Origin of the sequence: Streptomyces eurythermus (genome assembly GCF_014649115.1) — a bacterium.
Lineage (GTDB): Bacteria > Actinomycetota > Actinomycetes > Streptomycetales > Streptomycetaceae > Streptomyces > Streptomyces eurythermus.
On sequence record NZ_BMSK01000010.1, the window covers coordinates 308,824 to 335,610 of the forward strand.

25 protein-coding genes and 1 riboswitch are annotated in these 26,787 nt (G+C 73.3%); of the genes, 17 read left to right on the top strand and 8 right to left on the bottom strand.

Translation table 11 applies throughout. The features are described 5' to 3' along the window. Positions 1-6 precede the first annotated feature (6 nt). Positions 7-957, top strand: coding sequence for a DMT family transporter (locus IE251_RS21240; RefSeq protein ID WP_189754567.1), 951 nt, complete (start codon positions 7-9; stop codon positions 955-957). 153 nt (positions 958-1,110) lie between these two features. Here the strand turns inward: IE251_RS21240 and IE251_RS21245 are convergent, their stop codons facing one another. Further along, entirely contained in the window at positions 1,111-2,442 is a 1,332-nt protein-coding gene (locus IE251_RS21245; protein WP_189754568.1) for an aminotransferase class I/II-fold pyridoxal phosphate-dependent enzyme, read from the bottom strand. 47 nt (positions 2,443-2,489) lie between these two features. Between IE251_RS21245 and IE251_RS21250 the strand changes: the two genes are divergently transcribed. Next, complete coding sequence (locus IE251_RS21250; protein WP_189754569.1) at positions 2,490-3,170, top strand: pyridoxamine 5'-phosphate oxidase family protein; 681 nt, start codon at positions 2,490-2,492, stop codon at positions 3,168-3,170. Between the two features lie 79 nt (positions 3,171-3,249). Here the strand turns inward: IE251_RS21250 and IE251_RS21255 are convergent, their stop codons facing one another. From IE251_RS21255 to IE251_RS21265, 3 genes are all read right to left on the bottom strand, one after another. Next, positions 3,250-4,233 carry a DMT family transporter gene (locus IE251_RS21255; protein WP_189754570.1) on the bottom strand — a complete coding sequence of 328 codons (984 nt, stop codon included), beginning with the start codon at positions 4,231-4,233 and terminating at the stop codon, positions 3,250-3,252. Positions 4,234-4,427: 194 nt separating this feature from the next. Further along, positions 4,428-5,432: an EamA family transporter gene (locus IE251_RS21260; protein ID WP_189754571.1), complete on the bottom strand. Its 1,005-nt coding sequence runs from the start codon at positions 5,430-5,432 to the stop codon at positions 4,428-4,430. Between the two features lie 46 nt (positions 5,433-5,478). Beyond that, a complete protein-coding gene (locus IE251_RS21265) occupies positions 5,479-6,147 on the bottom strand; it encodes a Clp protease N-terminal domain-containing protein (protein WP_229896873.1) in 669 nt (222 codons plus the stop codon). Positions 6,148-6,414: 267 nt separating this feature from the next. On the opposite strand from IE251_RS21265, the gene IE251_RS21270 reads away from it, so the two are divergent. Continuing rightward, positions 6,415-6,843, top strand: coding sequence for a type II toxin-antitoxin system Rv0910 family toxin (locus IE251_RS21270; RefSeq protein WP_189754573.1), 429 nt, complete (start codon positions 6,415-6,417; stop codon positions 6,841-6,843). Between the two features lie 73 nt (positions 6,844-6,916). On the opposite strand, the gene IE251_RS21275 is transcribed toward IE251_RS21270, so the two are convergent. Next, positions 6,917-7,543: a PadR family transcriptional regulator gene (locus tag IE251_RS21275; protein WP_189754574.1), complete on the bottom strand. Its 627-nt coding sequence runs from the start codon at positions 7,541-7,543 to the stop codon at positions 6,917-6,919. Positions 7,544-7,785: 242 nt separating this feature from the next. Here IE251_RS21275 and IE251_RS21280 point away from each other — a divergent pair, with 242 nt between their 5' ends. The 4 genes from IE251_RS21280 to IE251_RS21295 all read left to right on the top strand — a co-directional run bounded on the left by IE251_RS21280 (position 7,786) and on the right by IE251_RS21295 (position 10,998). Next, positions 7,786-8,466, top strand: a complete 681-nt coding sequence (locus IE251_RS21280; RefSeq protein WP_189754575.1) for a class I SAM-dependent methyltransferase — start codon at positions 7,786-7,788, stop codon at positions 8,464-8,466. A gap of 168 nt (positions 8,467-8,634) precedes the next feature. Then, the gene (locus IE251_RS21285; protein WP_189754616.1) at positions 8,635-9,447 is read left to right on the top strand and encodes a class I SAM-dependent methyltransferase; all 813 of its coding nucleotides are present in this window, start codon (positions 8,635-8,637) and stop codon (positions 9,445-9,447) included. 208 nt (positions 9,448-9,655) lie between these two features. Next, positions 9,656-10,069: a hypothetical protein gene (locus IE251_RS21290; protein ID WP_189754576.1), complete on the top strand. Its 414-nt coding sequence runs from the start codon at positions 9,656-9,658 to the stop codon at positions 10,067-10,069. Between the two features lie 116 nt (positions 10,070-10,185). Further along, positions 10,186-10,998 (top strand): PhzF family phenazine biosynthesis protein, encoded by an 813-nt coding sequence (locus IE251_RS21295; RefSeq protein ID WP_189754577.1) that lies wholly within the window; start codon positions 10,186-10,188, stop codon positions 10,996-10,998. Between the two features lie 24 nt (positions 10,999-11,022). Here the strand turns inward: IE251_RS21295 and IE251_RS21300 are convergent, their stop codons facing one another. After that, positions 11,023-11,823 (bottom strand): CPBP family intramembrane glutamic endopeptidase, encoded by an 801-nt coding sequence (locus IE251_RS21300; protein WP_189754617.1) that lies wholly within the window; start codon positions 11,821-11,823, stop codon positions 11,023-11,025. A gap of 202 nt (positions 11,824-12,025) precedes the next feature. After that, on the bottom strand, positions 12,026-13,543 hold the full coding sequence (locus IE251_RS21305) for a glutamate-cysteine ligase family protein (RefSeq protein WP_189754578.1): 1,518 nt from the start codon (positions 13,541-13,543) through the stop codon (positions 12,026-12,028). Positions 13,544-14,113: 570 nt separating this feature from the next. Between IE251_RS21305 and IE251_RS21310 the strand changes: the two genes are divergently transcribed. The 9 genes from IE251_RS21310 to IE251_RS21350 all read left to right on the top strand — a co-directional run bounded on the left by IE251_RS21310 (position 14,114) and on the right by IE251_RS21350 (position 22,959). After that, positions 14,114-14,716 (top strand): hypothetical protein, encoded by a 603-nt coding sequence (locus IE251_RS21310; protein ID WP_189754579.1) that lies wholly within the window; start codon positions 14,114-14,116, stop codon positions 14,714-14,716. Positions 14,717-15,058: 342 nt separating this feature from the next. Further along, positions 15,059-15,265 (top strand): DUF5999 family protein, encoded by a 207-nt coding sequence (locus tag IE251_RS21315; RefSeq protein WP_189754580.1) that lies wholly within the window; start codon positions 15,059-15,061, stop codon positions 15,263-15,265. A gap of 415 nt (positions 15,266-15,680) precedes the next feature. Next, positions 15,681-16,238, top strand: coding sequence for a hypothetical protein (locus IE251_RS21320; RefSeq protein WP_189754581.1), 558 nt, complete (start codon positions 15,681-15,683; stop codon positions 16,236-16,238). Between the two features lie 706 nt (positions 16,239-16,944). After that, positions 16,945-18,897 carry an APC family permease gene (locus IE251_RS21325; RefSeq protein WP_189754582.1) on the top strand — a complete coding sequence of 651 codons (1,953 nt, stop codon included), beginning with the start codon at positions 16,945-16,947 and terminating at the stop codon, positions 18,895-18,897. A 223-nt stretch (positions 18,898-19,120) separates the two neighbouring features. Then, a complete protein-coding gene (locus IE251_RS21330) occupies positions 19,121-19,516 on the top strand; it encodes a TOBE domain-containing protein (protein ID WP_189754583.1) in 396 nt (131 codons plus the stop codon). Positions 19,517-19,732: 216 nt separating this feature from the next. Continuing rightward, entirely contained in the window at positions 19,733-20,569 is an 837-nt protein-coding gene (gene modA / locus IE251_RS21335; protein WP_189754584.1) for a molybdate ABC transporter substrate-binding protein, read from the top strand. Beyond that, positions 20,566-21,426 (top strand): molybdate ABC transporter permease subunit, encoded by an 861-nt coding sequence (gene modB / locus IE251_RS21340; RefSeq protein ID WP_189754585.1) that lies wholly within the window; start codon positions 20,566-20,568, stop codon positions 21,424-21,426. Before modA ends, modB begins: the two co-directional genes overlap by 4 nt. After that, a complete protein-coding gene (locus IE251_RS21345; protein WP_189754586.1) occupies positions 21,423-22,511 on the top strand; it encodes an ABC transporter ATP-binding protein in 1,089 nt (362 codons plus the stop codon). Before modB ends, IE251_RS21345 begins: the two co-directional genes overlap by 4 nt. 28 nt (positions 22,512-22,539) lie before the next feature. Continuing rightward, positions 22,540-22,959, top strand: a complete 420-nt coding sequence (locus tag IE251_RS21350; RefSeq protein ID WP_189754587.1) for a TOBE domain-containing protein — start codon at positions 22,540-22,542, stop codon at positions 22,957-22,959. Between the two features lie 66 nt (positions 22,960-23,025). Here IE251_RS21350 and gcvP read toward each other — a convergent pair whose 3' ends face one another. Continuing rightward, positions 23,026-25,911: an aminomethyl-transferring glycine dehydrogenase gene (gcvP, locus tag IE251_RS21355; RefSeq protein WP_189754588.1), complete on the bottom strand. Its 2,886-nt coding sequence runs from the start codon at positions 25,909-25,911 to the stop codon at positions 23,026-23,028. A gap of 174 nt (positions 25,912-26,085) precedes the next feature. After that, positions 26,086-26,180, bottom strand: a riboswitch (glycine riboswitch). Between the two features lie 119 nt (positions 26,181-26,299). Between gcvP and IE251_RS21360 the strand changes: the two genes are divergently transcribed. Further along, positions 26,300-26,671, top strand: coding sequence for a PRC-barrel domain-containing protein (locus IE251_RS21360; protein ID WP_189754589.1), 372 nt, complete (start codon positions 26,300-26,302; stop codon positions 26,669-26,671). Positions 26,672-26,787: the final 116 nt, after the last annotated feature.

Consider the following 26,787-nt stretch of genomic DNA (forward strand, 5'->3'; position numbering starts at 1 on the left):
GTGGCCATGAGCACGATCAGCGCCCGCACTCGCAGCCGTACCCCCTCCCCCGCCGCCCCCGGCCCCGCCAGGAGCCGCGCCCGCCTGGACTGGCGGCTGCGCTTCGGCCTCCTGTCCCTGATCTGGGGCTTCAGCTTCCTGCTGATCAAGGTGGGCACCGAGGGGTACGCGCCGTTCCAGGTCACCCTCGGGCGGCTGGTGTTCGGCACGGCGGTGCTGGCGGCGACGATGGCCGTGAAGCGGGAGCGGCTGCCGCGCGGAACCCGGCTGTGGGGGCACATGGCAGTCGCCGCGTTCCTGCTGAACGCCCTGCCGTTCTCCCTCTTCGCCTACGCCGAGCTGACGATCCCGTCCACCCTGGCCGGCATCTGCAACGCCACGTCCCCGCTGTGGGGCATGGCCCTGTCCCTGGTCGCGCTGTCCGAGGACCGGCCGACCCGGGTGCGCGTGGCCGGGCTCGGGCTGGGCTTCCTGGGCGTGCTGACCGTGCTCGGCGTCTGGCAGGGCTTCCACGGGCTGGACGCCACGGGCACGGCGATGGCGCTCCTGGCCTCGCTGAGCTATCCGGTGGGCTGGATCTACGTCCGGCGGACGCTGGCCGGTACGGGCAACTCCCATCTGTCCATGACCGGCGGGCAGTTGCTGCTCGCCACGGTCCAGCTCGCCGTGGTGACGCCCCTGTTCGCCGGCGTGCCCGGGCACTTCCCGCTCGTACCGCTGCTGGCCGTCGCCGCGCTGGGCGCGCTGGGCACGGGGCTGGCGGTGCTGATCCAGTACGGGCTGGTGGCCGAGGTCGGGCCGACCACCGCCCAGATGGTCACGTACTTCATCCCGGTCATCGCGACGGCGGCGGGGGTGGCGATCCTCGGGGAGTCGCTGCGGTGGACGACGCCGGTGGGGGCGGTGATCGTGCTGGCGGGCGCGGCGCTGACCCAGGTGCGGGGGAAGGGCGCGTAGGGGCGAGGGACGCGTGAGGGAGGGGGCAGGGGGGCGTGCGCGGGTGCGGGCTCACCGTGGCTCGTCGCGCGGTTTTTCCCGCGCCTCTTCTCCCGGCCCCCGCCCCCCCGGTTCTCCCGTTCCCCTCTGGCTCTTCCGGTTCTCCCGGTCGCCTCAGCCGTAGACGCGGGCCGGGGACGGGCGGACGGCCGCCGCCACCGCGTCGGCCAGCACGGTGATGTCCGCCTCCGTGAGCGGTGAGACCGTGATGCGCACGCCCTGCGGGGAGGCCAGGCGGAAGCGGGCGCCCGGGGCCACCGCCCAGCCGTTCTGGAGCAGCCGGGCGAGGGCGCCCGTCTCGTCGGGGACCGGGACCCAGACGTTCATGCCGCTGCGGCCGTGGGCGGTGACGCCGCGCTCCGCCAGCGCGTCGACGAGGGCGTCCCGCCGGGCGCCGTAGGACCGGGCCACCGCCGCCCGGTCCACCGCGCCGTACGCCCACAGGTGGGCCACGGCGCGCTGCAGCAGCAGGCTCACCCAGCCGGGGCCGAGGCGCTGGCGGCCCCGGAGGCGGTCCACGGTGACCGGGTCCCCGGTGAGGACGGCCAGGCGCAGGTCGGGGCCGTAGGCCTTGGCGGCGGAGCGGACGAAGGCCCAGTGGCGGGTGACGCCCGCGAGGGGGTGCAGCGGCAGGTCGACGATGCCGTGGCCGTGGTCGTCCTCGATGAGCAGGGTCTCCGGGTGCTCGCGCAGCACCGCGCGCAGGGCACGTGCGCGCGTGGCGGTCACCGAGGCGCCGGTCGGGTTCTGCGCCCGGTCGGTGACGATCAGCGCGCGGGCCCCGGACTCCAGGGCGCGGCGCAGGTCGTCCGGGCGCGGTCCGTCGTCGTCCACGCCGACCGGGGCCGTGTGCAGGCCGAGCGCGGGGACGAGGTCGAGCAGGCTGCCCCAGCCGGGGTCCTCGACGGCGACCGTGTCGCCGGGCCTGAGGTGCGCGGCGAGGACGCGTTCGATGGCGTCGAGGGAGCCGGAGGTCACGGTCAGCGGGCCCGCGGGGACGCCGTCGGCGTCGAGTTCGGCGCGGGCGAGCCGGGCGAGGTCCGCGTCCACGGGGTCGTCGCCGTAGCGGACGGGCCGCCGGTCGCCCTGTTCGGCCGCCGCGGCGAGGGCCGGGGCCAGGCTGGGCAGCAGGGCCGGGTCGGGGTTTCCCGTGGACAGGTCGCGGCCGCCGGGGGGCACCTCGACGCGCAGTTCCTCGCGGCCGGTGGTGGCCGGCTTGGGGCGGACCCGGCTGCCCCGGCGGCCGGCCGTCTCGATCACCCCGCGTTCGCGCAGGATGCGGTAGGCGGCGGCGACCGTGTTCGGGTTCACCCCCAGCCGTTCCGCCAACTCCCGCAGCGGAGGCAGGAGTTGCCCCGGTTCCAGCCCGCCCGACCCGACCGCCTGTTCGACGCTGGCCGCGATCTCGGCTGCGCCACGCCCTTCGATCCGATACTCTCCTAGCACAAAGCTCATTATGCACTAGTGCAATAGAGATCGCCATGGAGGGGACCATGCAGGGCACCACCGAGGAATCGCGGCCCGCCGCCTACGCGCCGACCGGCCGGACCGTGCCGACGCGTTCCGCGGAGCGGGCGTCGTACGACAGGGAACTGGTGCACGCGATCCTGGACGAGGGGTACGTCTGCCACCTCGGCTTCGTCCGGGACGGCGCCCCCGTGGTGCTGCCGACGCTGTACGGCCGGGTCGGCGAGCGGCTCTACGTCCACGGCTCGACCGGCTCCCGGCCGCTGCGGATGACCGGCCAGGCCGACCCGGGCCTGCCGGTGTGCCTGACGGTCACCCACGTCGACGGGCTGGTGCTGGCCCGCTCCGCCTTCCACCACTCGATCAACTACCGCTCGGTCGTGGTGCACGGCATCGCGCACGAGGTCACCGACCCGGAGGAGCGGCGGCTGGCCCTGGACGCGCTGGTCGACCATGTCGTACCGGGCCGGGCCGCCGACTCCCGGCCCGCGAACAAGAAGGAGCTGGCCGCCACCGCGGTGATCCGCCTGGACCTGGAGGAGGTCTCGGCCAAGGTCCGCACCGGCGGCGCCAACGACGAGCCCGAGGACCTCGCCCTGCCGCACTGGGCCGGCGTCGTCCCGCTCCGCAAGGGCTACGAGGCCCCCGTTCCCAACCACGACCTGACCCCCGGCATCGAGCTGCCGGACTACCTGGCGGCACCGTAACGGCGACGGTCCGCCCCGGAACCCACGGCCCGGGGCGGCCACCGGTCACACCGCGGTCGGCTCCGGGGCGGCCGGGCGGTCAGACCCGGTCGCCCGCGGAGGGCCGGCCGGCCGCTCGCACCGCGGTCGGCTCCGGGCGGCCGGACGCGCGGGCCTCGCTCACGGCCAGCCCCGCGACGGCGCCGAGCATCAGCAGGGTGCCGGCCGCCGTGGCCCCCGTGAGCCGCTCGCCGAGCAGGAGCACGGCCAGTACGGCCGCGGTCACCGGCTCCAGCAGCATGATCACGGAGACGGTGGCGGACCGGACGACCGCCGCTCCCGCGAAGTAGAACGCGTACGCGAGGGCCGTCGGCACGGCGGCGATGTAGAGCAGCAGGCACAGCAGCCGGACCGGGTGGGCGGTGTGCGGGAGCAGCCCCTCGTGGACGGCGAACGGCAGCAGGCACAGGCTGGTCACGGCGAAGGCGCCCACCGTGGTGCCGGCGGTGTCGCCGCCGCCGTCCCTCCCCCACCAGCGGGTGAGCAGGGTCATGGCGCCGTAGGCCGCCGCGGAGACCACGGCGAGCAGCACCCCGGCCGGCCGGACGGTCGCGGCGGAGCCGCCCAGGGTGAGCACGGCCAGCCCGGCGAGCGCGCCCGCGACGGCCGCGGCACCGCCCGCGCCCAGCCGCTCGCCGAGCAGCAGCCGGGCGCCGAGCGCTATCAGCACGGGACCCGCGCCGAGGGTCACGACGGTGGCCACGGCCAGCCCGGTCGACGCCACCGCCGCGAAGTACGCGGTCTGGAACACGGCGAGGGCGACTCCGGTGGCCAGGACCCTCCCGACCGCGCGGCGCGCCGGCCGGGCGGGGGCGGTGCGGCCGGCGCGCGGGCGCAGCAGGCGGCCGGCCAGCAGCAGGGCGAGCCCCAGCGCGCAGCGCCAGAAGGAGAGGGCGACGGCGCCCAGGTCGCTGGTCCGGTAGACCAGCGAGCCGGCGGCGCCCGCGGTGCCCCAGGTGGCACCGGTGATGATCAGGTAGAGCAGGCCACGCCCGACGGGCAGGCCGGAGGAAGTGTTCGACAACAGAATCTCTCCGCAGAAACGCGCGTGACAGCGCGGAAGTTCGAAGGCGTCCCGGTTCGGCGGGGCGCGCTGACTTCATCTGCGGGCAGCACCGTCCAGCCCGGCGCGTGCGCGCGTCGGGCGAGTGTCCCGGAGGCCCGCCTCAGGCGGCCGGGGGCGGAAGGACGAGTGCGTTCTGCGGCATGATCGGGACTCTAGGCCGCGGTGCCCCGCGCGGACAACTCCCTTTCCGCGCCACCGGCGGCCACCGGCTCGGGAGTGCCCTTGCCGGAGCCGGCGGACTGGGCGATGAACGCGCCGACCAGGACGACCGCGCCGCCGGCGACCTGCGGCGCGGAGAGGTGCTCGCCGAGCAGCACCCAGGCCAGCACGGTCGCGATGACCGCCTCCAGGCAGGCGACGACGCCGGCGACCTGCGGTGACAGCCGGCGCACGGACAGCACCCCGGTGACGTACGCGATCACCGTGGCGACGAGCACGATCCAGGCGAGCAGGGCGGCGGCCGGCACGGCGGTGCCGTTCAGGTCGGCGGAGCCGCCCAGCACCGACCAGTCCATGCTCCACGGGCGGGCCACCGCCGTCAGTACGGCGGCGCCGACGAGCAGCCCGTAGGCGATGACCCCGAGCGGGTCCGGTGCGGTCTCGCCCGCGTCGCCGCCCTGGTCGGCGAGGATGAAGTAGCCGACCTGGCAGCAGGCGGCGCCGAGGGCGAGCACCAGGCCGAGCGCGTCGAAGCTCAGCCCGGACCAGACCTCCACCACGCAGGCGAGGCCTCCGGCCGCGAGGACCACGCCGAGCGCGGCGGCGCGGGTGACGGGCCGCCGCTGCACGAACCGCACCCAGCCCAGCACCAGGGCGGGCGCCAGGTACTCGATGAGCAGGGCGACGCCGACCGGGATCCGGGAGAGCGCGGCGAAGTAGCAGGCCTGGACTCCGGCGACGGCGAGCAGTCCGAACCCGGCGAGCAGCGCGGGCCGGCGGCGCGGCAGGGCGCGGTGCCGCACGGCGAGCGGCAGCATCACCAGGGCGGCGCCCGCCACCCTCAGCCACACCACGTGCAGCGGGTCGAGGCCCGCCTCGATCAACGGCTTCGCGGCCACACCGGATCCGCCGAAGGCCAGCGCGGAGACGAGGGCGAGGCCGAGCCCGGCCCCCTTGCCGGGACTGTCCTGACTGCTCACAGACGTATGCACCGGCACATGATGCCAGGCGCCGACAGGAGCGTCATCCCTGTTGACACCTGTCTCAGCCGGTGGACGGTTCGGGCCGTTCGCCGTCCGTCCGGCCGTCGTCGGCGCGTGCCCCGGTCCCGGCCTCGATCCCTGCGATCAGGTCGCGGGCCGCGATGCCGGCGCGTCCGAGCACCTCCACGGCCCGGGACCCCGGGTCGGCGGCGAGCGCCGCGAGCAGATCGGTACCGGCGACGCGGTGGGCGTTCCGCCGCCGGGCGCGGGCACGGGCGTCGACGAGCGCGGCGGCAGCGGCGGGCGACCAGCGGCCGGCGTCCCGGCCCGCGGTATCGACGTGTCGATCCGTGGCGTCGGCGTACCGGCCCGTGGCGTCGGCGGGCGGCTGTCCGGAACGGGGGCCGGCCGGAGCGGTTACGACGGGGAGCGCGCCGGAGTCCTCGACACCGGCCCGCCAGCGCAGTCCGTAGCCGATGCTGCGCTGCACGAGGTAGCCGAGGAGCCGGGCGAGCCGCCGTGGCTCGCCCACGGCGGCACGGGCCTCGGGGTCGTGTTCCAGCAGGGCGTGGAGCAGATGGGCGGTGTCGGTCTGCCGGTCCCCGTCCCGGACGGCCCTCCTGCGGGCACCGGCGACCACCGCCGCCAGCTCCGCGTCGAGCCCGGCAGCGCCGTCCTGGTGCGGAACCGCTTGGTCGGGGGCGGTCCGGTCGGCTGTACGGGGTTGCACATCCCCTACCTCATCAGCCCCAACGGGACGGGACATCCGCGACAGGAACCATTTGCGCGTCCCACGCGGAGTGGACATCACCGGCCCGGATTTCATCCTTACGGAGGAGATCCGGCCGATGTGGCACGACTCCGCGCGCGCCGCCTTGCCGTACGCGCGCCGGCCCCGATGCGCGGCTGACGGTTCGTCAGTATTGAATGTTCGCGCCCCTGCGGCTACGTTCCGCGACACCGCAGCCCGGTACGCCCGATCCGAAGGGGTGGTCGCATGGCCGAAGTCAGCGCGGAGGCACGCATCGAGGCGCCGGCCGGGGAGGTGTGGGCCCGGCTCACCGACTGGCCGTCGTACGGGGAGTGGAACGCGACCCACACCGGCTTTCCGCAGGGCGGCCCGGCGAACCCGGCCGTGGGCGGGACGTTCCGGGAGAACATGAAGCTGATGGGCTTTCCGGCGGAGGTCGACTGGACCATCGAGGAACTGGAACCGGCCCGGGTCCTCGCCATCCGCGGCAAGGGCCCGATGGCGGTGACCGTCGCCACCCGCTACACGCTGACCCCGGACGGGGACGCCACGACGGTCCGGATCGACGGCGAGTTCACCGGCGCCGCCGTGTCCCTGATGGCGGCCAGGCTCAAGGACTCGGCGACGGCCGCGCTGACCGAGTCACTGCGCAGACTGGGCGACCTGGTGACCTGAGGGGGAGAACTCCACCCGGCCGGACCACCGGGCGCCCCGAAGGGCCCAGCCGAGTCCGGTCACCGTACGGACCTCAGTGCTCGTCGGCGAGGATCAGATACAGCTTCTTGCGGGCGTCGTTGAGAACGGTCAGCGCCTTCTCCCGCTGTTCCTTGCTGCCGGTCTTCCAGACCTGGCCGAAGGCCTCCATCAGACCGAAGCCGGCCTGACGGATCTCACCGAGGGCCTCCCAGTCGACCCCCCGCGAGGCCTCCTCCCAGGGGGCGTCGGGACCCTCCTCGGCGGCGGCGCGCCCGCTCTCGGTGAGCGCGAACAGTTTCTTGCCGCCCTCGCTCCGGCTGGCGATCAGACCCTCGTCCTCCAGCAGCTGGAGGGTGGGGTAGACCGAGCCGGGGCTGGGCTTCCAGGCGCCGCCACTGCGTTCGGCGATCTCCTGGATCATCTCGTAGCCGTGCATGGGCCGCTCCTTGAGCAGGGCCAGCAGCGAGGCGCGCACATCACCGCGCCGCGCCCGCCCCCGCGGACCACCACGCCCGCGCGGCCCCCAGGGACCGGCCCCGAACCCGGGCCCGCCGGGTCCGAACCCCGGCCCGCCCGGCCCGAACGGCCCGAAGGCCCCCCGCCGCCCCTCGAAACCGCCCATGCCCCACCGCCCGGAACCCTCGTGCCGGTGCCCACGCTCGAATCCATGACCCCGCATCACGACCACTCCATCCCATCGCTGATCAGTCCCGTACGCATCGCGTATCGTTCGCGATGATTCAACGATATATCGGAATGGAGGGTGTGCCAAGACCCCGCGTCCGTCCAGTGACCTGTGACAGCGGACCTCGCCCGACTGCCACCGAGGATTGATCGACGACGGTTTGTGCCAGGGACGCCGTTTTGCGGGAGCGGCAACAGGAGTGGCGTCACCGGGCCGCGACGGGTGACGTTGGGCCCGTGACCGACAACATCGCAGCGGGATCGCCCGCGTCCGACACTTCCCTGCCTGGCGACGGATACATCGGAGACCCCACGGTGCGGGCGGAGTGGGACAACCGATACGCCGACCGACACCAGCTGTGGAGCGGCCGGCCCAACGGCGCGCTCGTGGCCGAGGTCGCCGGGCTCACGCCCGGGCGGGTGCTGGACGTCGGCTGCGGCGAGGGCGCGGACGCCGTCTGGCTCGCGCGCGGCGGCTGGGACGTGACCGCGCTCGATGTCTCGGGCGTGGCGCTGGAGCGGGCGGCCGGGCACGCGCGGGACGCGGGCGTCGCCGTTCGCTGGGTGCACGCCGCGCTGACGGAAGCGGCGCTCCCGGCGGCCTCCTTCGACCTGGTCTCCGCGCAGTATCCCGCCCTGCTGCGCACCCCCGACGCCGCAGCCGAGCGAGCGCTGCTCGCGGCCGTCGCGCCCGGCGGCGTGCTGCTGCTCGTACACCACGCGGGGATGGACACCCAGCAGGCGCACGACAGCGGCTTCGACCCGGCTGACTACGTCTGGCCGTCGATGGTCGCCGCCCTGCTCACCGACGACTGGAAGGTGGAGGTGAACGAGCAGCGACCACGCGTGGCACCCGACGGCGGCGCCGGCGCGCACCACACCGACGACCTGGTGCTGCGTGCCCGACGGCTGCGCTGAGCCCCTCCGCTCACAGCAGACCCGGCTTCCGGACAGACTGGACGACCGAGCCACGGAAACCGGGCTGCTGCCTCCCAGCCTTCGATGGCGAACGGCCAAGGTTCACTGTCACAGGTCATCTAGGCTGACGCGGTGACTGATGAGCAGCAGCGGGAGCGGCCGTCGGGAGTGTGGGCCACGGCGGTGGGGGTGGCCAGGGTGCGGGCGCTGGAGAGCGAGCGGAAGAACGCGCTGTTCCACGATCCACTGGCGCAGGCCTTCGCCGCCGCCGGCGGCCTGTGGCCCTCCTCGCCGCCACCCGGCGACGAGGCCGCGCGCCGCCGCCGGGCGGCGGTGTCGTCGTCCATCGTCATCAGGACGAGGTTCCTCGACGACCTGTTGCGGCAGGCGTCCGCGTCCGGGATCCGGCAGGTCGTGCTGCTCGGCGCCGGCATGGACAGCCGGGCCTTCCGGATGGACTGGCCCGAGGGCACCCGGCTGTTCGAGGTCGACACCGCCGCACCACTGGACTTCAAGGCTTCGGTACTGCGCCGGGAGCGGGCCGTCGCACGCTGCGAGCGGATCACCGTCGCGGTGGATCTGCGCGAGGACTGGCCGGGCGCGCTGGCCGCCGCGGGGCACGATCCGGCGTCGCCGACCGTGTGGATCGCCGAAGGACTGCTGATCTACCTGCCCGAGGACGCGGTCGAGCTGCTGCTGGCCCGGATCGGCGCGCTGTCGGCGGCAGGCAGCCGGATGGGGCTGACATGGGGCTCGCGCGGTGTGATCGAGCGCTTCGGCGCGGACGCCGAGCCGGGATCGGCGGCCTCCATGTGGGTCTCGGAGATGCCCGACGACCCGGTGGGCCGGCTGGCCGGGCACGGCTGGGAGGCCGTCGGCCACACCCTGCGCGAGCGCGCCGCCGCCTACGGCCGCCCGCTCGGCACCCCGCCGCGGCACGAGGAGGGGCCGGGCGGGCTGATCTCCGCGGTCCGCCGGTAGCGCGCCCCCGGGCGGCGCCCCGCACACGGCGCCATCGGGCCGGGCTCGGGGCGAAGCGGGTGATGCCCCGCTTCCCTGCCTCGCCACGCCGTTCAGCGCCCCGCCCTCCTCGAGTTCGCCGGGAGAGCGAGGCTCGTGGTTCCGCAACCCGGCCATGGGACAGGGGCGGCGCCCGGCCCGGGTCCACCGCGCCGATAGCCTCGGCTCCGTGGCCCGTCATCCGAGGAAGCCCCGCCGCCTGGTCGCCGACGGGCGCGTGTACCTGTGGACGCTGCGCCACAGCCACCGCGTGCCGTACGGCGGCCGGCCCACGGAGTGCCGCCAGATCCTCACGCTGTATCCGCAACCGGCCGGCGCCGGCGGCCCGCTGCGCATCGTCTTCGCCGCCGGCCCGGGCCGGTATGTCCCCGGCGGGTTCCCCATGGGCTCGGGGGACGTGGGGTACGTACGGGGCGGTTCCCTGAACCTGCACGAACCGGGTGCCGTACGGGCCCTGCTCGACGCGGCGTCGACCCAGGGCCGGCGGCCGGACGGGCACGGGGTGGTGGAGGTCGACGGCTGGCCGCTGCTGGAGGCGGTGACGGCCACGACAGCCGAACGCGCCGGTTGCCCGGACTCGTAGGCTCCGTCGCGCTCCGTGGCAACGGCCCCCGGTCCGGCCCGTGGCCCGGAAAACCAGTCCGGTCCTCGTGAATTGGCCTTGGTCCCAGGGCCGTCGCTGCCGCTAGCGTCGGCGTCATGCGCATTCGAATCGTGGACGCCTTCGCCGACCGCCCGTTCACCGGCAACCCGGCCGGAGTCCTGCTCCTGGACGACGTCTTCCCGGACGACGACTGGCTCCGGAACGTCGCGATGGAGGTGAACCACGCGGAGACGGCGTTCGCCCACCCCCTGCCCGAGGGCGGTGACGCCGACTGGGCGCTGCGCTGGTTCACCCCCGTCACCGAGGTCGCCATGTGCGGGCACGCCACCCTCGCCACGGCCCACGTCCTGCACACCACCGGTGCCCACGAAGGGCCGGTGCGGTTCGCCACCCGCAGTGGTGTGCTGATCGCCACGCCCGGCACGGACGGTTCGCTCACCCTGGACTTCCCGACCGCCCCGCTCACCCCCGCCGAACTGCCGGCCGGGGTCGCCGAGGCGCTGGGCGCGCAGCCGCTCGCCGCCTTCGACACCGGGCCCGACATCGGCGACCTGCTGGTGGAACTGGCCGACGAGAAGACCGTCCTCGGGCTCTCCCCCGACCACAAGGCCCTCGGCGCCTACTCCGCGCGCGGCATCATCGCCACGGCCCGCGCCGAGGACCCCGCCCGCGGCTACGACTACGTCTCCCGCTGCTTCTTCCCCAACGTCGGCATCGACGAGGACCCGGTGACCGGCAGCGCCCACACCGCGCTCGCCCCGTACTGGTCGCCCCGGCTCGGCAGTGACGACCTCACCGGGCTCCAGGCCTCCCGCCGTACCGGACTGGTCCGTACGGGCCTGCGCGGCGCGCGGACGCTGCTCACCGGCCAGGCGGTGACGGTCATCGAGGGCGACCTGCGCGCCTGAGCGGCTCGCCGGCGGCCCGCGCGGTCAGGCCGTCGGCAGCCAGCCCACCTTGCCGGCGAGGAGGGCGTAACCGACGAACGCCCCGATGTCGAGCAGGGAGTGGGCGACGACCAGCGGGCCGACGCGCCCCCAGCGGCGGTACAGCCAGACGAACACCACGCCCATGGCCATGTTGCCGAGGAAGCCGCCGATGCCCTGGTAGAGGTGGTACGAGCCGCGCAGGACCGCACCGGCCAGCAGGGCGGCGCCCGGGCCCCAGCCCAGCTGACCCAGCCTGCGCAGCAGATAGCCGACGACGATGACCTCTTCGAGGACCGCGTTCTGCACCGCCGACAGGACCAGCACCGGGTACTTCCACCAGACGTCCGGCAGCGCCTCGGGTACCACGGTGAGGTTGAAGCCGAGGCCGCGGGCGGCCAGGTAGAAGGCGATGCCGGTGCTGCCGATCACGGCCGCGACCCCGGCGCCCCGGGCCAGGTCGGTCCAGGGGCGGGTACGGTCGAAGCCGAGGACGCGCAGGCTCGCGCCCTCGCGCAGCAGCAGGTGGGCGACGAGGGCGACGGGGACCAGCGCGGTGGCGATGCCGAACAGCTGCCAGGCCAGGTCCAGCCAGGGGCGCCCCGGCGCGGCGGAGGCGTTGAGGGTGGCCGCCTGGTCCTTGAGGCCGCCCGGCTTGGTGACCGAGCCGATGAAGCTGATCAGCGCGGACACCCCGCTCGCCCCCAGGGAGAGCGCCAGCACGAGCAGCGTCTCGTCCCGCAGCGTCCGCCGCGCCTCGCGTGCCCGCACCGGGGAATCGGCCACCGCGTCAGCCTCCACCTGCACTCCCGCCTCCAGCCGGCTCATGGACCCGTGGCCCACCTTCGCCTGGCAAGGATCGCAGAAGCGCACCGGGACCCCACACACCAGCCCACACCCGAACGCACCCGGGCCCCGCACCCGAGCCCACACCCGAACGCACCCGGACCCCCGGCGCCGGCCCGCGCAGGCGGCCGGGCGGCGTCACGGTGCGACGGCCCAGCCGCCGTCACCCCAGCGGTACCGGCTCCGGCAGACCCACCGGCCAGGTGTGGACCGGTTCCCCGCCGTGCATCAGCTCGGCGTACCGGCGGGTCGTCGCCGCCAGGGCCGCCTCGCGGGACAGGCCCCTCTCCAGCGCCCGGTGGAAGGTGGCCGCCTGCCAGGACGCCCCGTTGACCCGGCGCCGGCAACGCTCCTCGATCACGCCCAGGTAGAGGTCCCGGTCGGCCGCCTCCACGCCCCACGCGTCCAGCCCGGCCGCGGCGAGCGGCAGCAACTCGTCGCGGACCAGCGTCACCGCGTCGACCTCGCCCGTGCCGCCGTAGCGTCCCCGCCGGGGCCAGACGAAGCGCGCGTCGATCCCGTACCGGCACGCCGCGTCGAAGTTCGCCTCGGCCGCGGCGAACGGCAGCCGCGTCCACACCGGCCGGGAGTCCTCGGCGAGCGCCCGGACCAGGCCGTAGTAGAAGGCCGCGTTGGCGATGACGTCGGTGATGGTCGGCCCGGCGGGCAGCACCCGGTTCTCCACGCGCAGGTGCGGCAGGCCGTCCGCGATGCCGTACACCGGCCGGTTCCAGCGGTAGATCGTGCCGTTGTGCAGCACGAGCTCGCCGAGCCGGGGCACCCCGCCGGCCTCGATGACCTCCAGCGGCTCCTCGTCGTCGCGGATCGGCAGCAGCGCCGGGAAGTAACGCAGGTTCTCCTCGAACAGGTCGTACGCCGAGGAGATCCATCGCTCGCCGAACCAGGTCCGCGGCCGTACGCCCTGTGCCTGCAACTCGGGCGGCCGGGTGTCGGTGGACTGCAGGAACAGCGGGGGCCGGGACTCGCGCCACAGCTCGTGCCCGAACAGGAACGGCGAGTTGGCGCCCACGGCGATCTGCGCGGCGCTCGCCGCCTGGGCCGCGTTCCACACGTCCGCGAACCGGTCCGGGGTGACCTGGAGGTGCAGCTGCACCGAGGTGCACGCGGCTTCCGGCACGATCGACTTGGACGTGCAGACGAGGTGTTCCACGCCGTCGATGTCCAGCCGGAAGTCCTCGCCGCGGGCGGCGACGATCTGATCGTTGAGAAGGGTGTAGCGGTCGACCTCGGAGAGGTTGGAGGAGACCAGGTCGTCCCGGTCGAGGGTGGGCAGGATGCCTATCATCACTATGCCCGCGTCCACCTCGCCGGCCTTGCGGTCGGCGTAGGCGAGCGAGGTGCGCAACTCCTCGGCGAGCCGGTCGAACACCCGCCCGCCCAGCCGGTGGGGCGCAATGTTCACTTCAAGGTTGAACATGGCGAGTTCTGTTTGGAAATCACGGCTCGCGATGCGTTCCAGCACCTGACCGTTCAACATTTTCGGCATACCATCGGGCCCGGCGAGATTCAATTCTATCTCCACCCCCATGAGGTTCTTGGGGCGGTCGAATCGCTTCTCCCGCAGCAATCGCTCCAGTCCCGTCAGACACTTCTGGAGCTTTTCGCGATAGCGCTGGCGATCGGACAGGTCGAACTGCCCCGCCACGACCTTTTCCCCCATCGAAGTGTCCCTCCTCGGATGGGCGGGCCGGCGCTCCGGCCGCCGGGCTCCCGGTCAGGGGGGATGATGCCCAGCCGAAGCGATCGATAACGTGTCCTGCCGGCCCGCCGCCCGTTACTCTGTCGGAATGTTCCCGGCGGCACATTCACGAGGCATGCCGCAGGGTGCACCCTCGGGTGCCCCGAACGCCTCGTGAAAAACGCCGACGACATCAGGCCGACCACTACCGGCGCGTAATGCGAGGTCAGCGGCGACCGGCCGGACCGGAAATCGGGATGAGTTCGGCAAATCGACGACCTAATTCACCCTTGCCCCCGGAACCGGAATCGGATAGCCGAAACATCGGCCGAACAAACGTCGTATAAACTTCGTGCGCACGGCAGAGGTGGCACCCTCGGTCCTGGTTGCCGAGGCGTTACCGCCATCCCGGTTGACGGGGGGCGGACCGAGCCGCACCCTCGTTCACACCCGACCCGGGCCCCCACCTCTCCGGCCTTCCGTGAGCAGACAGCGCCGTCCGCCCCACCCCCTCCTCGCGCCGCCGCGCCTGTCGAATGAGAGGCGACCCACATGCCGCTGCACGTGCCCCCTGCCCCCGCGCCCGCCCTGCGCTCCGTCCTCACCGCCCTCGGTTCTCCCACCGCGGTCCGTGAGGCGCGCACTCCTTCCCTGCGCGCCGCGCAGGGGCCCGCGACACCCGAGCTCCCCCTGCCGGTCCATGTGTGGGACCGCATCTCCGAACAAGGCCTGTCCGCGACCCGGCTGGCCGGCTGGCGCTTCCTGATCCGGTGCGGCGACCGGGCGGTGGCCGCGGCCGACACCATGCTCACCCCTGACGGCTGGACCTTCTCGCACTTCTTCGAAGGCCCGTACATCGCCTCCACCGAACGCGCCCTGAAGCAGGCCGAGGCACTCCAACTCCCGTACCAGCCAAGGCTGTTGTCCGTACCGGGGCTGTATATGCTCACCCTGTGGCTGCACGGCGACCACTCCGGCGACGGCACCGGGGGCCATCCGGCCGCCACCGATCTGCTCGTCCCGCTGGCCCCGGCCCCGCCTGGCATTCCGGCCCACCGTCCCTTCCGTGTCGCCGAGTTGCTTCCGGTGCTGACCCAGCGGGTGACTCCGCTCCCGCTGCTCGGCCCGACCGCGCTCGGCTCACCCGCCGCCTGACCGACACCCGCCTACCCCGCTTCCCGTCCGGGAAGCGGGGTACGGCTGTTTCCGGGGCGCGGGTACGGCCGCTCCGTGGCCCTGGTACGGCCGCACCAGGGCCCGGGTACGGCCGCTCCGTGGCCCTGGCCGGCCGGACTAGTCCCTTCCGGCCAGGGCGAACCACCCGAAGTGACCGGGGGGTTGGGCTGAACCGCCCGCGCGGGTGACGCGTCATGAACCTGTGAGAAGCGGTGGTGGGAAAACCCTGCGGAATGACACGCAGGAGAGAACACTGGATGCAGACCGACTCTTTCATCACGGGGGACGGACATGATCACGACAGAGCGAAAGATCCCGCCCATGTGCCAGCACAAGCCACCGTGCCCGCCAGCCGAATCCGCCGACCGGGAGTCCGCCCGCCTTGTGGCGCACCACCCGGAACAGGGCTGGAGCCTGCTGTGCAACGGCGTCCTGCTCTTCGAGGACACCGGTGAGCTGTTGCCCGACGGCCGCATCATCGCCCCGCACCGCCCGCTCGGTGCGGAGCAGGTGATGACCGCCGCCTGAGCAGGCACAACAATCCAGGGGCCGGCCGCACACACCCGTGCGCACCGGCCCCGACGCATGCCGGGCGCTACCCGCAAGCGCCGCTGCGCCGACGCCGCCCGGCTGATCTGATCCCTGGTCCGGGGGCGGACGGAGACAAAGGGGGGCCTCGACAGACGGGCACCCCGCTCGTGCCCGTACCCGTGATGCCGGTGCCCGTGCGGAACGCCTCGGCGGTGGCCCGGGTGGTGCTCGGGGCCATCGGCTCCCTGAGCAGGGTCACGGCCCTGCGGCGGGCCACCACGCCGGCCCGCCGGCTGGGCGCCGAGCGGTGGCCGGCGCCGGCGATACGGTCCCGTCAAGAACGGCCGCCCCGCCGTCAGGGCGCCGTCAACGGGGGGCGCTCCGGGCCGCCCGCGGGTCTACCGTTTTCCCCATGGAGCACCGCGACGACACCCGTCCCCTGGCGACCGGCCGGCACCCGTCCGGCACCGCGGCCGTGGCCCACGACCGCGACTGGGCCGGGGAGGTACGCGGCGCGGTCCGCTACGCCACCGCGCTGCTCGGGCTGCTGCTGTGCCTGGACGGGGCGGCCGGCTCGCTGACCTGGTGGCGCGGTGTCCTGTGGCTGGTCACGGCCCTGCTGCTGTTCCTCGTCCTGTACCCGGCGCGCGTGTCGGCCGGCCAGGGCTGGCTGGCCTCGCGCCGCCTGGGGCGCACCCGCCGGGTCCGTACCGATCTGCTGATCGCGGTACGCCCGCTGGACGGTGTCAGCCGGCGGCTGGTGCTGCGCGACGCCTTGGGCCACCGGGCCGAGATCGACCCCGAGGTGCTGGTCCGCAACCCGGACCTGTGGTACCGGCTCGACGAGGGTGCCCGGCGCGCCGAGACCGCCGGCATCCTGCTGACCGGTACGACCGCCCTGCACGCCCTCGCCCGCCGCGTGGACCGCGAGACCGCGCTGGGCGTGTTCCGCGCGTCGGGCATGGAGTAGCGGCTCCCGATCAGAACAGCGGCGGCCGGTACGCCGAAGACCCGGTGGTCATGGGCCTCACACACCCACGGGTTCCAGGCCCGCTCCGGCGACGGCGCGTTGTCCCGTGGGCCCGGCCGCCCCCTCCGGCGTTGTCCGGGCGCTGCCGGCCCAACCATCCGCTCCGACGATGGACGCTGTCCGGGTGCCGTAGACCCCGCAGCCCGCTCCGGCGATGTCCGGAGGCTATAGGCCCCGCAGCCCGCTCCGGACGGTGACAGTCCGGGTGCAGTACCCCGTGACTGCCCCGTGCCGCATGACACCGGCCGGCCTCGCTCACCCGGCGCGGCGCGTCCCAGCCCTCGTACCCCACGACACCCGGCGTCCTCGCCCCAGCCGACCCGCGCCCGCGCACCCCGGGCGCATGACCCGCGGCGACCCTCACCCACGCGGCGAGCGGCCAAGCCTCGTACGCCATGACACACGGTGGCCGCCGACCAGCCATCCCCGACAGCCCCGCCACCCGGTCACGCGGTCGGCGCCGGCTCGGTGCACCGGTCCCGGCCTCCCCTTCTTCGTGCGCCGCCTGCGTTCGGGGGCCATTCTTAACGCAAGCTTGACGCCGTCGGCCCGCCGATCCGCAGGCCCGAGCGTCACTCTCTGCTTACGCTGGTGCCACCGTCCGGGTGATGGCCGGAAAGAGCCGCCGCACGTCAGGAGCACACCGATGGCCACGACCGAACGCCCTCCCAGTACCGGCCGCCTGCGCGCCTGGATGCTGGAGGGGCTGTCCGACCTGGCCAAGCAGCATCCGGGTCCGCACGCCGAGCCGGAGCCCGCCCACAAGGGCCAGCGCTGGTGGCGGGTAATGTGCCTGACCGGTGTCGACTACTTCTCCACCCTCGGTTACCAGCCAGGCATCGCGGCCCTGGCGGCCGGCCTGCTGTCACCGGTGGCGACCATCGTGCTGGTCGTCGTCACGCTGGCCGGCGCCCTGCCGGTCTACCGGCGCGTGGCCGAGGAGAGCCCGCGCGGCGAGGGGTCCATCGCGATGCTGGAGCGGCTGCTCTCCTTCTGGAAGGGCAAGCTGTTCGTCCTCACCCTGCTGGGCTTCGCGGCGACCGACTTCCTGATCACCATCACCCTCTCGGCCGCCGACGCCTCCACCCACCTGGTGGAGAACCCGCATCTGACGGAAGCCCTTCAGGGCAAGCAGATGCTGATCACCCTGTGCCTGGTGGCACTGCTCGGCGCGGTGTTCCTCAAGGGCTTCCTGGAGGCCATCGGCGTCGCGGTCGCCCTGGTCGGCGTCTATCTCCTGCTCAACGTCGTCGTCGTGATCACCGGCCTGTGGCACGTCGTCACCGCCGGGCATGTGATCACCGACTGGAGCGGTGCCCTGACCACGGAGCACGGCAACGTCTTCGTGATGATCGGCGTGGCACTGATCGTCTTCCCGAAGCTCGCCCTCGGCCTGTCCGGCTTCGAGACCGGCGTCGCCGTCATGCCGCACGTCCAGGGCGACCCCGGTGACACCGACGAGCGGCCGGCCGGCCGGATCCGGGACACCAAGAAGCTGCTGACCACCGCCGCGCTGGTGATGAGCTGCTTCCTGATCACCACCAGCTTCATCACGACGCTGCTCATCCCGGAGCGGGAGTTCAAGCCGGGCGGCGACGCCAACGGCCGCGCGCTCGCCTACCTCGCGCACGAGTATCTCGGCAACGCCTTCGGCACGGTGTACGACGTCTCGACGATCGCCATCCTGTGGTTCGCCGGCGCCTCCGCCATGGCCGGACTGCTCAACCTGATGCCGCGCTATCTGCCCCGCTACGGCATGGCCCCGCACTGGGCCCGGGCGGTACGCCCGATGGTCATCGTTTTTACCCTGGTCGCCTTCCTGGTGACGTGGATCTTCGACGCCAACGTCGACAAGCAGGGCGGCGCCTACGCCACCGGTGTGCTGGTACTGATCAGCTCGGCCGCGATCGCGGTGACCATCGCCGCGCGCAAGGCGGGCCAGCGCGGCTGGACCCTGGCGTTCGGGGCGATCTCGGCGGTGTTCCTCTACACGACCGTGGTGAACGTCATCGAGCGTCCGGACGGTGTGAAGATCGGTGCCTGCTTCATCGTCGGGATCATGCTGATATCGCTGCTGTCCCGGCTCGCCCGCGCCTTCGAGCTGCGCGTGACCCACGTGGCGCTCGACCCGATGGCGGAGCGGTTCGTCCGGGACATGGCCCATCGGCGCATCCGTTTCATCGCCAACAAGCCGGGGCGGCGGGACCAGGCCGAGTACCGGGACAAGGCCGAGCAGATCAGGGCCGACAACGACATGCCGGAGCAGGAGGACTTCGTCTTCGTCGAGGTCACGGTCACCGACCCGTCCGAGTTCGAGGCGGGGCTGACCGTGCGCGGAGAGGTGCTGCACGACCGCTACCGGGTGCTGACGCTGGAGTCCGCCTCCGTCCCGAACGCTCTCGCCGCGCTGCTGCTGCACGTCCGGGACGCCACGGGCTGCACCCCGCACATCTACTTCGAGTGGACCGAGGGCAATCCGTTCGCCAACTTCCTCCGTTTCTTCCTCTTCGGCCAGGGCGAGGTCGCCCCGGTCACCCGCGAGGTACTGCGCGAGGCGGAACCGAACCGGGACCGCCGGCCACGGGTACACACCGGCTGAGCCACCCGTCCGTCCCCCACGGCTTGGCCACCGCCCGCATCCGGCGCCCCGGCGTGACCACACGTCACCCCCGCCGCCACGCGGGCCCGCCCCCGACACCCTTCCCCCCGGCCACCGTCTCCGGGACCGCACCTCCAGCCGCCCGAAGCCGAGCCGGCCGTGTATCCCCACGCGGTCGGCCCCCCACACATGGTTTTCGGCGCTTGGCTCTATCGTGACGGGCATGCAGTCCTACACGATCGGCCAGGCCGCGCGGCTGCTCGGCGTCAGCCCCGACACCGCCCGCCGCTGGGCCGACGCCGGCCGGGTGGCCACCCACCGCGACGAGTCCGGGCGCCGGCTCATCGACGGCAGGGACCTCGCCGCGTTCTCCGTCGAACTCGCCAAGGGTGACGGCGGCGAGGAAGAGACCTCGTACACCTCCGTCCGCAACGCTTTCCCCGGCATCGTCACCGCGATCAAGCTCGGCGATGTCGCCGCCCAGGTGGAGATCCAGGCGGGTCCGCACCGGCTCGTCTCGCTGCTGACCCGGGAGGCCGTGGAGGAACTGGGCCTGGAGGTCGGCATGGAGGCCACCGCGCGCGTGAAGTCGACGAACGTACACATCGACCGCGTCTGACCGGCGCGCCGTCGACGCCCTCGTCGCCGCCGCGGCCGCTCCCCCCTACGCCACGCCGTACGAACGCACATGCAAGCCAGAACCCTCGTACTCCCGGCTCATGCGAACCGACAGGAGACATGTGCCTCGCAGATGCGGCAGTATCATCGCCGCACGGCCGATCAACGGGCGTGCCCGGGCGCGACCGTTGTCCAAGAACCGAGGAGTCGATCCGTGATGACCCGTTCCGTGCGCCGGACCCGGCGGACGCTGCGACTGGCCGGTGCCGGAGCCGCCGCCGCACTGGCCCTGAGCGCCTGCTCCTCCTCTGCGGACTCGTCCGGCGCGTCGGGCGCCGGGGCGTCCGGGTCCGCGGGCGCGTCGGCTTCCCCGGAACTGTCCGGCACGGTCACCGTGTTCGCCGCCGCCTCCCTGAAGGAGAGCTTCACGACCCTGGGCGAGGAGTTCGAGCACCGGCACCCCGGGACCAAGGTCAGCTTCAACTTCAGCGGCAGCGACGCCCTCGCCGCGAGCATCACCGGCGGCGCCCCCGCCGACGTCTTCGCCGCCGCCAGCCCCAGGACGATGAAGACCGTGACGGACGCGGGAGCGGCGTCCGGCGCCCCGGTCACCTTCGTGCGCAACCAGCTGGAGATCGCCACCCGGCCGGGCAACCCCGCGAAGGTGTCCTCCCTGAAGGACCTCACCAAGTCCGGGCTGAAGGTCGTCCTGTGCGACAAGACCGTGCCCTGCGGCGCCGCCGCGCGAAAGGCCCTGGACGCCGCCGGGATCGAACTCACCCCGGTCTCCTACGAACAGGACGTCAAGAGCGCCCTGAACAAGGTGCGACTGGACGAGGCGGACGCCGCGGTCGTCTACAAGACCGATGTGAAGGCCGCGAAGGGCAAGGTGCAGGGCGTGGAGTTCCCCGAGTCCGCCGGTGCCGTCAACGACTACCCGATCACCGCGCTGAAGAACGGGCGGAACGCCGAGGCGGCCCAGGCGTTCATCACCCTCGTGCGGTCCGCCGACGGCCAGAAGGTGCTGGGCGAGGCCGGATTCCTCAAGCCGTGACCCCGCTCGACAAGCCCGGCGCCGCGACCGGCCTCCGCACGGGCCGGCCACGACGCCGCCGCGCCGGTGCGGGGGGCCGGCGCGTGGTGCCGTTGCCGCTGCTGCTGCCGGGCCTGCTGGCGCTGGCGTTCCTGCTGCTGCCACTGCTCGCGCTGCTCGTCCGCGCGCCCTGGCGCTCCCTGCCGGAGCAGCTGGGCAGTACGGAGGTGTGGCAGGCGCTCCAGCTGTCACTGATCAGCGCCACCGCGGCGACCGCCGTGAGCCTCGTCCTCGGCGTGCCGCTGGCCTGGCTCCTGGCCCGTACGGACTTCCCCGGCCGTGGCCTGGTACGGGCCCTGGTCACCCTGCCGCTGGTGCTGCCGCCGGTCGTCGGCGGTGTGGCGCTGCTGCTGGCCCTGGGCCGCAACGGGGTCGTCGGGCGGTGGCTGGACGCGTGGTTCGGGATCACACTGCCGTTCACCACCACCGGGGTCGTGATCGCCGAGGCGTTCGTGGCGATGCCGTTCCTGGTGATCAGCGTCGAGGGCACCCTGCGCGCCGCCGACCCGCGCTACGAGGAGGCGGCCGCCACGCTCGGCGCGTCCCGCTTCACCGCGTTCCGCCGGGTCACGCTGCCGCTGATCGCGCCCGGTATCGCGGCCGGCGCGGTGCTGGCCTGGGCGCGGGCGCTCGGCGAGTTCGGCGCGACGATCACCTTCGCGGGCAACTTCCCCGGCCGCACCCAGACCATGCCCCTCTCGGTCTACCTCGCCCTCCAGAACGACCCGGAGGCCGCCATCGCCCTCAGCCTCGTGCTGCTCACCGTATCGATCGCGGTCCTGGCAGCCCTCAGGGACCGCTGGATGACAACCCCATGACCCACACCACCCCCCACCCCGACAAGCACCTCGCCGACAGCACCACCACCGGCCTGAACGCCCGCCTCGTGGTCGACCGCCCCGCATTCCGCCTGGACGTGACCCTGACGGCCGCCCCCGGCGAGGTCGTGGCGCTCCTCGGCCCCAACGGCGCCGGCAAGACCACCGCCCTGCGCGCCCTCGCCGGCCTCACCCCCCTCACGGACGGCCACCTGCACCTGGACGGCACCCCCCTGGAGCACACGCCCCCCGAGTCCCGCCCGGTCGGTGTCGTCTTCCAGGACTACCTGCTCTTCCCCCACCTGTCCGCCCTGGACAACGTCGCCTTCGGCCCCCGCTGCCAGGGCGTGGGCAAGGCCGAGGCCCGCGCCCGGGCGGCGGCCTGGCTGGACCGCATGGGCCTCGCCGACCACGCGGCCACCAGGCCACGCCGTCTGTCCGGCGGCCAGGCCCAGCGCGTGGCCCTCGCCCGCGCCCTCGCCACCCGCCCCCGCCTGCTGCTCCTGGACGAGCCGCTGGCGGCGCTGGACGCCCGTACCCGCCTGGAGGTCCGCGCCGGGCTCCGCCGCCATCTGGCCGAGTTCGAGGCGGTCTCGGTCCTGGTCACGCACGACCCGCTGGACGCCATGGTGCTCGCGGACCGCCTGGTGGTCGTGGAGCACGGCCGGGTCGTACAGCAGGGCACCCCCGCCGGCATCGCCCGGCACCCGCGCACGGACTACATCGCCCGGCTCGTCGGCCTCAACCTCTACCGGGGGCAGGCCGCGGGGCACACCGTACGGCTCGACACCGGCCCCGCGGTCACGACGACGGAGGAGCTGTCCGGACCGGCCTTCGTGGCGTTCCCGCCGTCCGCCGTGACCCTGTTCCGGGACCGGCCCTCCGGTGTGAGCGCCCGCAACCTGTGGCGCTGCGAGGTCACCGGCCTGGAGACGCACGGCGACCGGATCCGCGCCGACCTCACCGGCGAACTCCCGCTCGCCGCGGATCTGACGACGGTGGCCGCCGCCGAGCTGGGCCTGCGCCCCGGTACACCGGTCTGGGCGACGGTGAAGGCGACCCAGACCCACGCATACCCGGCCTGACCGGACCCGCGCCCTACGGTGGGTGCCCATGACCCTGAGCATCCGCAACCAGCTGCCCGGCACCGTCACCGAGGTCCACGCAGGCCAGGTCATGGCCACCGTCGAGGTCCGGCTGGACGGCGGCCCGCACCTGCTGGCCGCCATCACCCTGGACGCCGCCGAGCAGCTCTCCCTCGCGCCCGGCCGGCCCGTGCACGCCCTGGTGAAGTCCACCGGGGTCGCCCTCGCCGCCCGCCGGGCCGAGGGGCTGTCCATCCGCAACCGGTTCCCCGGCACCGTCACCGAGATCCGCCCGGGCGAGGTCATGGCCTCCGTGAAGATCGCCACGGCCGCCGGCGAACTCACCGCCGTCGTCACCCGGGACGCGGTCGCCGACCTCGGCCTCTTCGTGGGCTCGGAGGTCATCGCCCTGATCAAGGCGACCGAGGTCTCACTGGCGTCCCCGTAACAGCGGAAAAAGGCCCCGCCCGGCAGAACCCGACGTTCCGGGCGGGGCCTTTCGAACAGCGTTCGCTCAGTCCTCGTAGGCGTCCAGCGGCGGGCAGGAGCACACCAGGTTGCGGTCGCCGAAGGCCTGGTCGATGCGGCGCACCGGCGGCCAGTACTTGTCGGCGGCCGAGCCGCCGGCCGGGAAGACGGCCTGCTCACGGGTGTAGGCGTGCGCCCACTCGCCGCCCAGCGCCGCCGCGGTGTGCGGGGCGTTCCGCAGCGGGTTGTCCTCCGCGGGCCACTCGCCCGAGCCGACCTTCTCGATCTCCGCGCGGATGGCGATCATCGCGTCGCAGAAACGGTCCAGCTCGGTGAGGTCCTCCGACTCGGTCGGCTCGATCATCAGCGTGCCGGCCACCGGGAAGGACATGGTCGGCGCGTGGAAGCCGTAGTCGATCAGGCGCTTGGCGACATCGTCCACGCTCACGCCGGTCGCCTTGGTGATCGGGCGCAGGTCGATGATGCACTCGTGCGCGACCAGGCCGCCGGGGCCGGTGTAGAGCACCGGGTAGTGCGGCTCCAGGCGCTTGGCGATGTAGTTCGCCGACAGCACGGCCACCTGGGTGGCCCGCTTCAGGCCCTCGCCGCCCATCAGCCGGACGTACGCCCAGGAGATGGGCAGGATGCCCGCGCTGCCCCACGGGGCCGCCGAGATCGGGCCCACGCCCGTCTCGGGGCCGGCCTCCGGCTGGAGCGGGTGGTTCGGCAGGTACGGCGCGAGGTGCGACCGGACCGCGACCGGCCCGACGCCCGGACCGCCGCCGCCGTGCGGGATGCAGAAGGTCTTGTGCAGGTTCAGGTGGGAGACGTCGCCGCCGAAGTGGCCCGGCTTGGCGAGGCCGACGAGCGCGTTGAGGTTGGCGCCGTCCACGTACACCTGGCCGCCGGCCTCGTGGACCCGGGCGCAGATGTCGGCGACGTGCTCCTCGAACACACCGTGCGTGGACGGGTAGGTGATCATCAGCACCGCCAGCTCGTCGCGGTGCTGCTCGATCTTGGCGCGCAGGTCCTCCACGTCGATCTCGCCGTCCTCGGCGGTCTTGACGACGACGACCTTCATGCCGGCCATCACGGCGCTGGCGGCGTTGGTGCCGTGCGCGGAGGACGGGATCAGGCAGACGGTGCGCTGGTCGTCGCCGTTGGCGCGGTGGTAGCCGCGTACGGCGAGCAGACCGGCCAGCTCGCCCTGGGAGCCGGCGTTCGGCTGGAGGGAGACCTTGTCGTAGCCGGTGACCTCGGCGAGACGGTCCTCCAGCTCGCGGATGAGGGTGAGGTAGCCCTGGGCCTGCTCGGCGGGCGCGAAGGGGTGCAGCTGCCCGAACTCGGGCCAGGTGACCGGCTCCATCTCCGTGGTCGCGTTGAGCTTCATGGTGCAGGAGCCCAGCGGGATCATGCCGCGGTCGAGCGCGTAGTCGCGGTCGGCCAGCCTGCGCAGGTAGCGCAGCATGGCGGTCTCGGAGCGGTGCTGGTGGAAGACCGGGTGGGTGAGGTAGTCGTCGGTGCGCAGCAGCGCCTCGGGCAGGGTGTCCTCGGCGGTCGCGTCCAGCGCCTCGATGTCGGCCTCGACGCCGAAGGCGGACCAGACGGCGTCCAGCCCGGCCCGGTCGGTGGTCTCGTCGCAGGCCACGGAGACGTGGTCGGCGTCGACCAGCCGCAGGTTGACGCCCTTGTCCCGGGCGGCGGCGACGATCCCGGCGGCCTTGCCGGGCACGCGCGCGGTGACCGTGTCGAAGAAGGCGCCGTGGACGATCTCGACACCGGCGGCCTGCAGGCCCTCGGCGAGGAGGGTGGCGTAGCGGTGCGTGCGCCGCGCGATGGTCCTCAGGCCCTCGGGCCCGTGGTAGACGGCGTACATGCCGGCCATGACGGCGAGCAGCACCTGCGCGGTACAGATGTTGCTGGTGGCCTTCTCACGGCGGATGTGCTGCTCACGGGTCTGCAGCGCGAGCCGGTAGGCCTTGTGGCCGTCGGCGTCGACGGAGACGCCGACCAGGCGGCCGGGCAGGCTGCGCGCGAACTTCTCGTGTACGGCCATGTAGCCGGCGTGCGGACCGCCGAAGCCCATGGGCACGCCGAAGCGCTGGGTGGTGCCCACGGCGATGTCCGCGCCCAGCTCGCCCGGCGAGGTCAGCAGCGTCAGGGCGAGCAGGTCGGCGGCCACGGTCACCAGGGCGCCCAGCTCGTGCGCTTGGTCGATGACGGGCTTGAGGTCCCGTACGGCACCGGAGGCGCCCGGGTACTGGAGCAGCACGCCGTTGATCTCGCGCTCGGCGAGCTGAGCCGGGATGCCGGCGGACAGGTCGGCGACGACGACCTCCACGCCGGTCGGCTCGGCGCGGGTCTCGATCACGGCTATGGTCTGCGGCAGCGTGTCCGCGTCGACCAGGAACAGGCCCTTCTTGTTCTTGCCCATGCGCCGGGACAGGGCCATCGCCTCGGCGGCGGCCGTGCCCTCGTCCAGCAGGGAGGCCCCGGAGGTGGGCAGCCCGGTCAGCTCGGCGACCATCGTCTGGAAGTTCAGCAGGGCCTCCAGACGGCCCTGGGAGATCTCCGGCTGGTACGGCGTGTAGGCCGTGTACCAGGCGGGGTTCTCCATGACGTTGCGCAGGATGACGGGCGGGGTGAAGGTGCCGTAGTAGCCCAGGCCGATCATGGAGCGCAGGACCTGGTTGCGGTCGGCGAGCGAACGCAGTTCGGCGAGCACCTCGGCCTCGGTGCGGGCGCCCGGCAGGTCCAGGGAGTCGGCATTCTTGATCACATCCGGGACCGCGGCGGCGGTCAGCTCGTCCAGCGAGCCGTATCCGACCTGCGCGAGCATCTTGGCCCGCGCCTCCTGGTCGGGCCCGATGTGGCGCTGCTCGAACGGGGTGCCCGCTTCGAGTTCGGAGAGCGGAATGCGATGGGCGGTCATTGCGGAGGCCTCCTGGTCTGACGCGACCTGCGAGGGGCACCCCGGCGCGGGTACCCCGACGGCCTCCCCCTCTGTCATCTGCACCTGAGAGCTTCACCGGACACCCGCGGGCGCCGGCTTTCACCGTCGGTGAGGGCGGGAGCCGTCGACGCCCGCCCTGCTTTCCAGAGTGACCTCGTCCGTGCGGTACGTGAGCCTGAGAGATTCCGGGGAGGAGTTGCTCCTTCGGCGCCTCCGAGGTGGTCGGAGGACTCTCCCGCGCGGGGTCAGCAGCCGCTGTCAGCCTACCAGCGAGGTCAATGGGGCAGTCTTCGAGTGGCCGCCTCCTCCAATGTGCTCTTTCGTAGTGCTTACGGATGAGTTGCGACCACGTGGAGGGAGAGGGACCGTGCAGACCGACATCGATCCGCGCAGCCTGATCGGCCGCAAGGCGTTCGACCGCGATGGCACCAAGATCGGCACGATCGACGAGGTGTACCTGGACGACGCGACCGGCGTGCCCGAGTGGGCGGCCATACGCACCGGCCTGTTCTCCCGGGACGCCTTCGTGCCCCTGGAACCCAGCGAACTCGTCGACGGCGCCCTGCGCGTTCCCTTCGACCGCGCCCTGATCAAGAACGCCCCCGGCTTCGGGGTGGGCCGCCACCTCTCCCCCGAGCAGGAACTCCAGCTCTACCACCACTACGGCCTCGATACGGACTCCCCTCCCCCGCTCCCCGACCACGACTTCGGCAGACTGGCGGGCTCGGAGGAAACCTGACGACACGACTCCTCCCGCGCGCCTCCCCGGTTCCGGCCGTCACCCCGACCCCGGACCGCTCCCGACACGGCGGCCCTCCCCCATCGCCGGTTCCTCCCATTGACACGGACCTCATC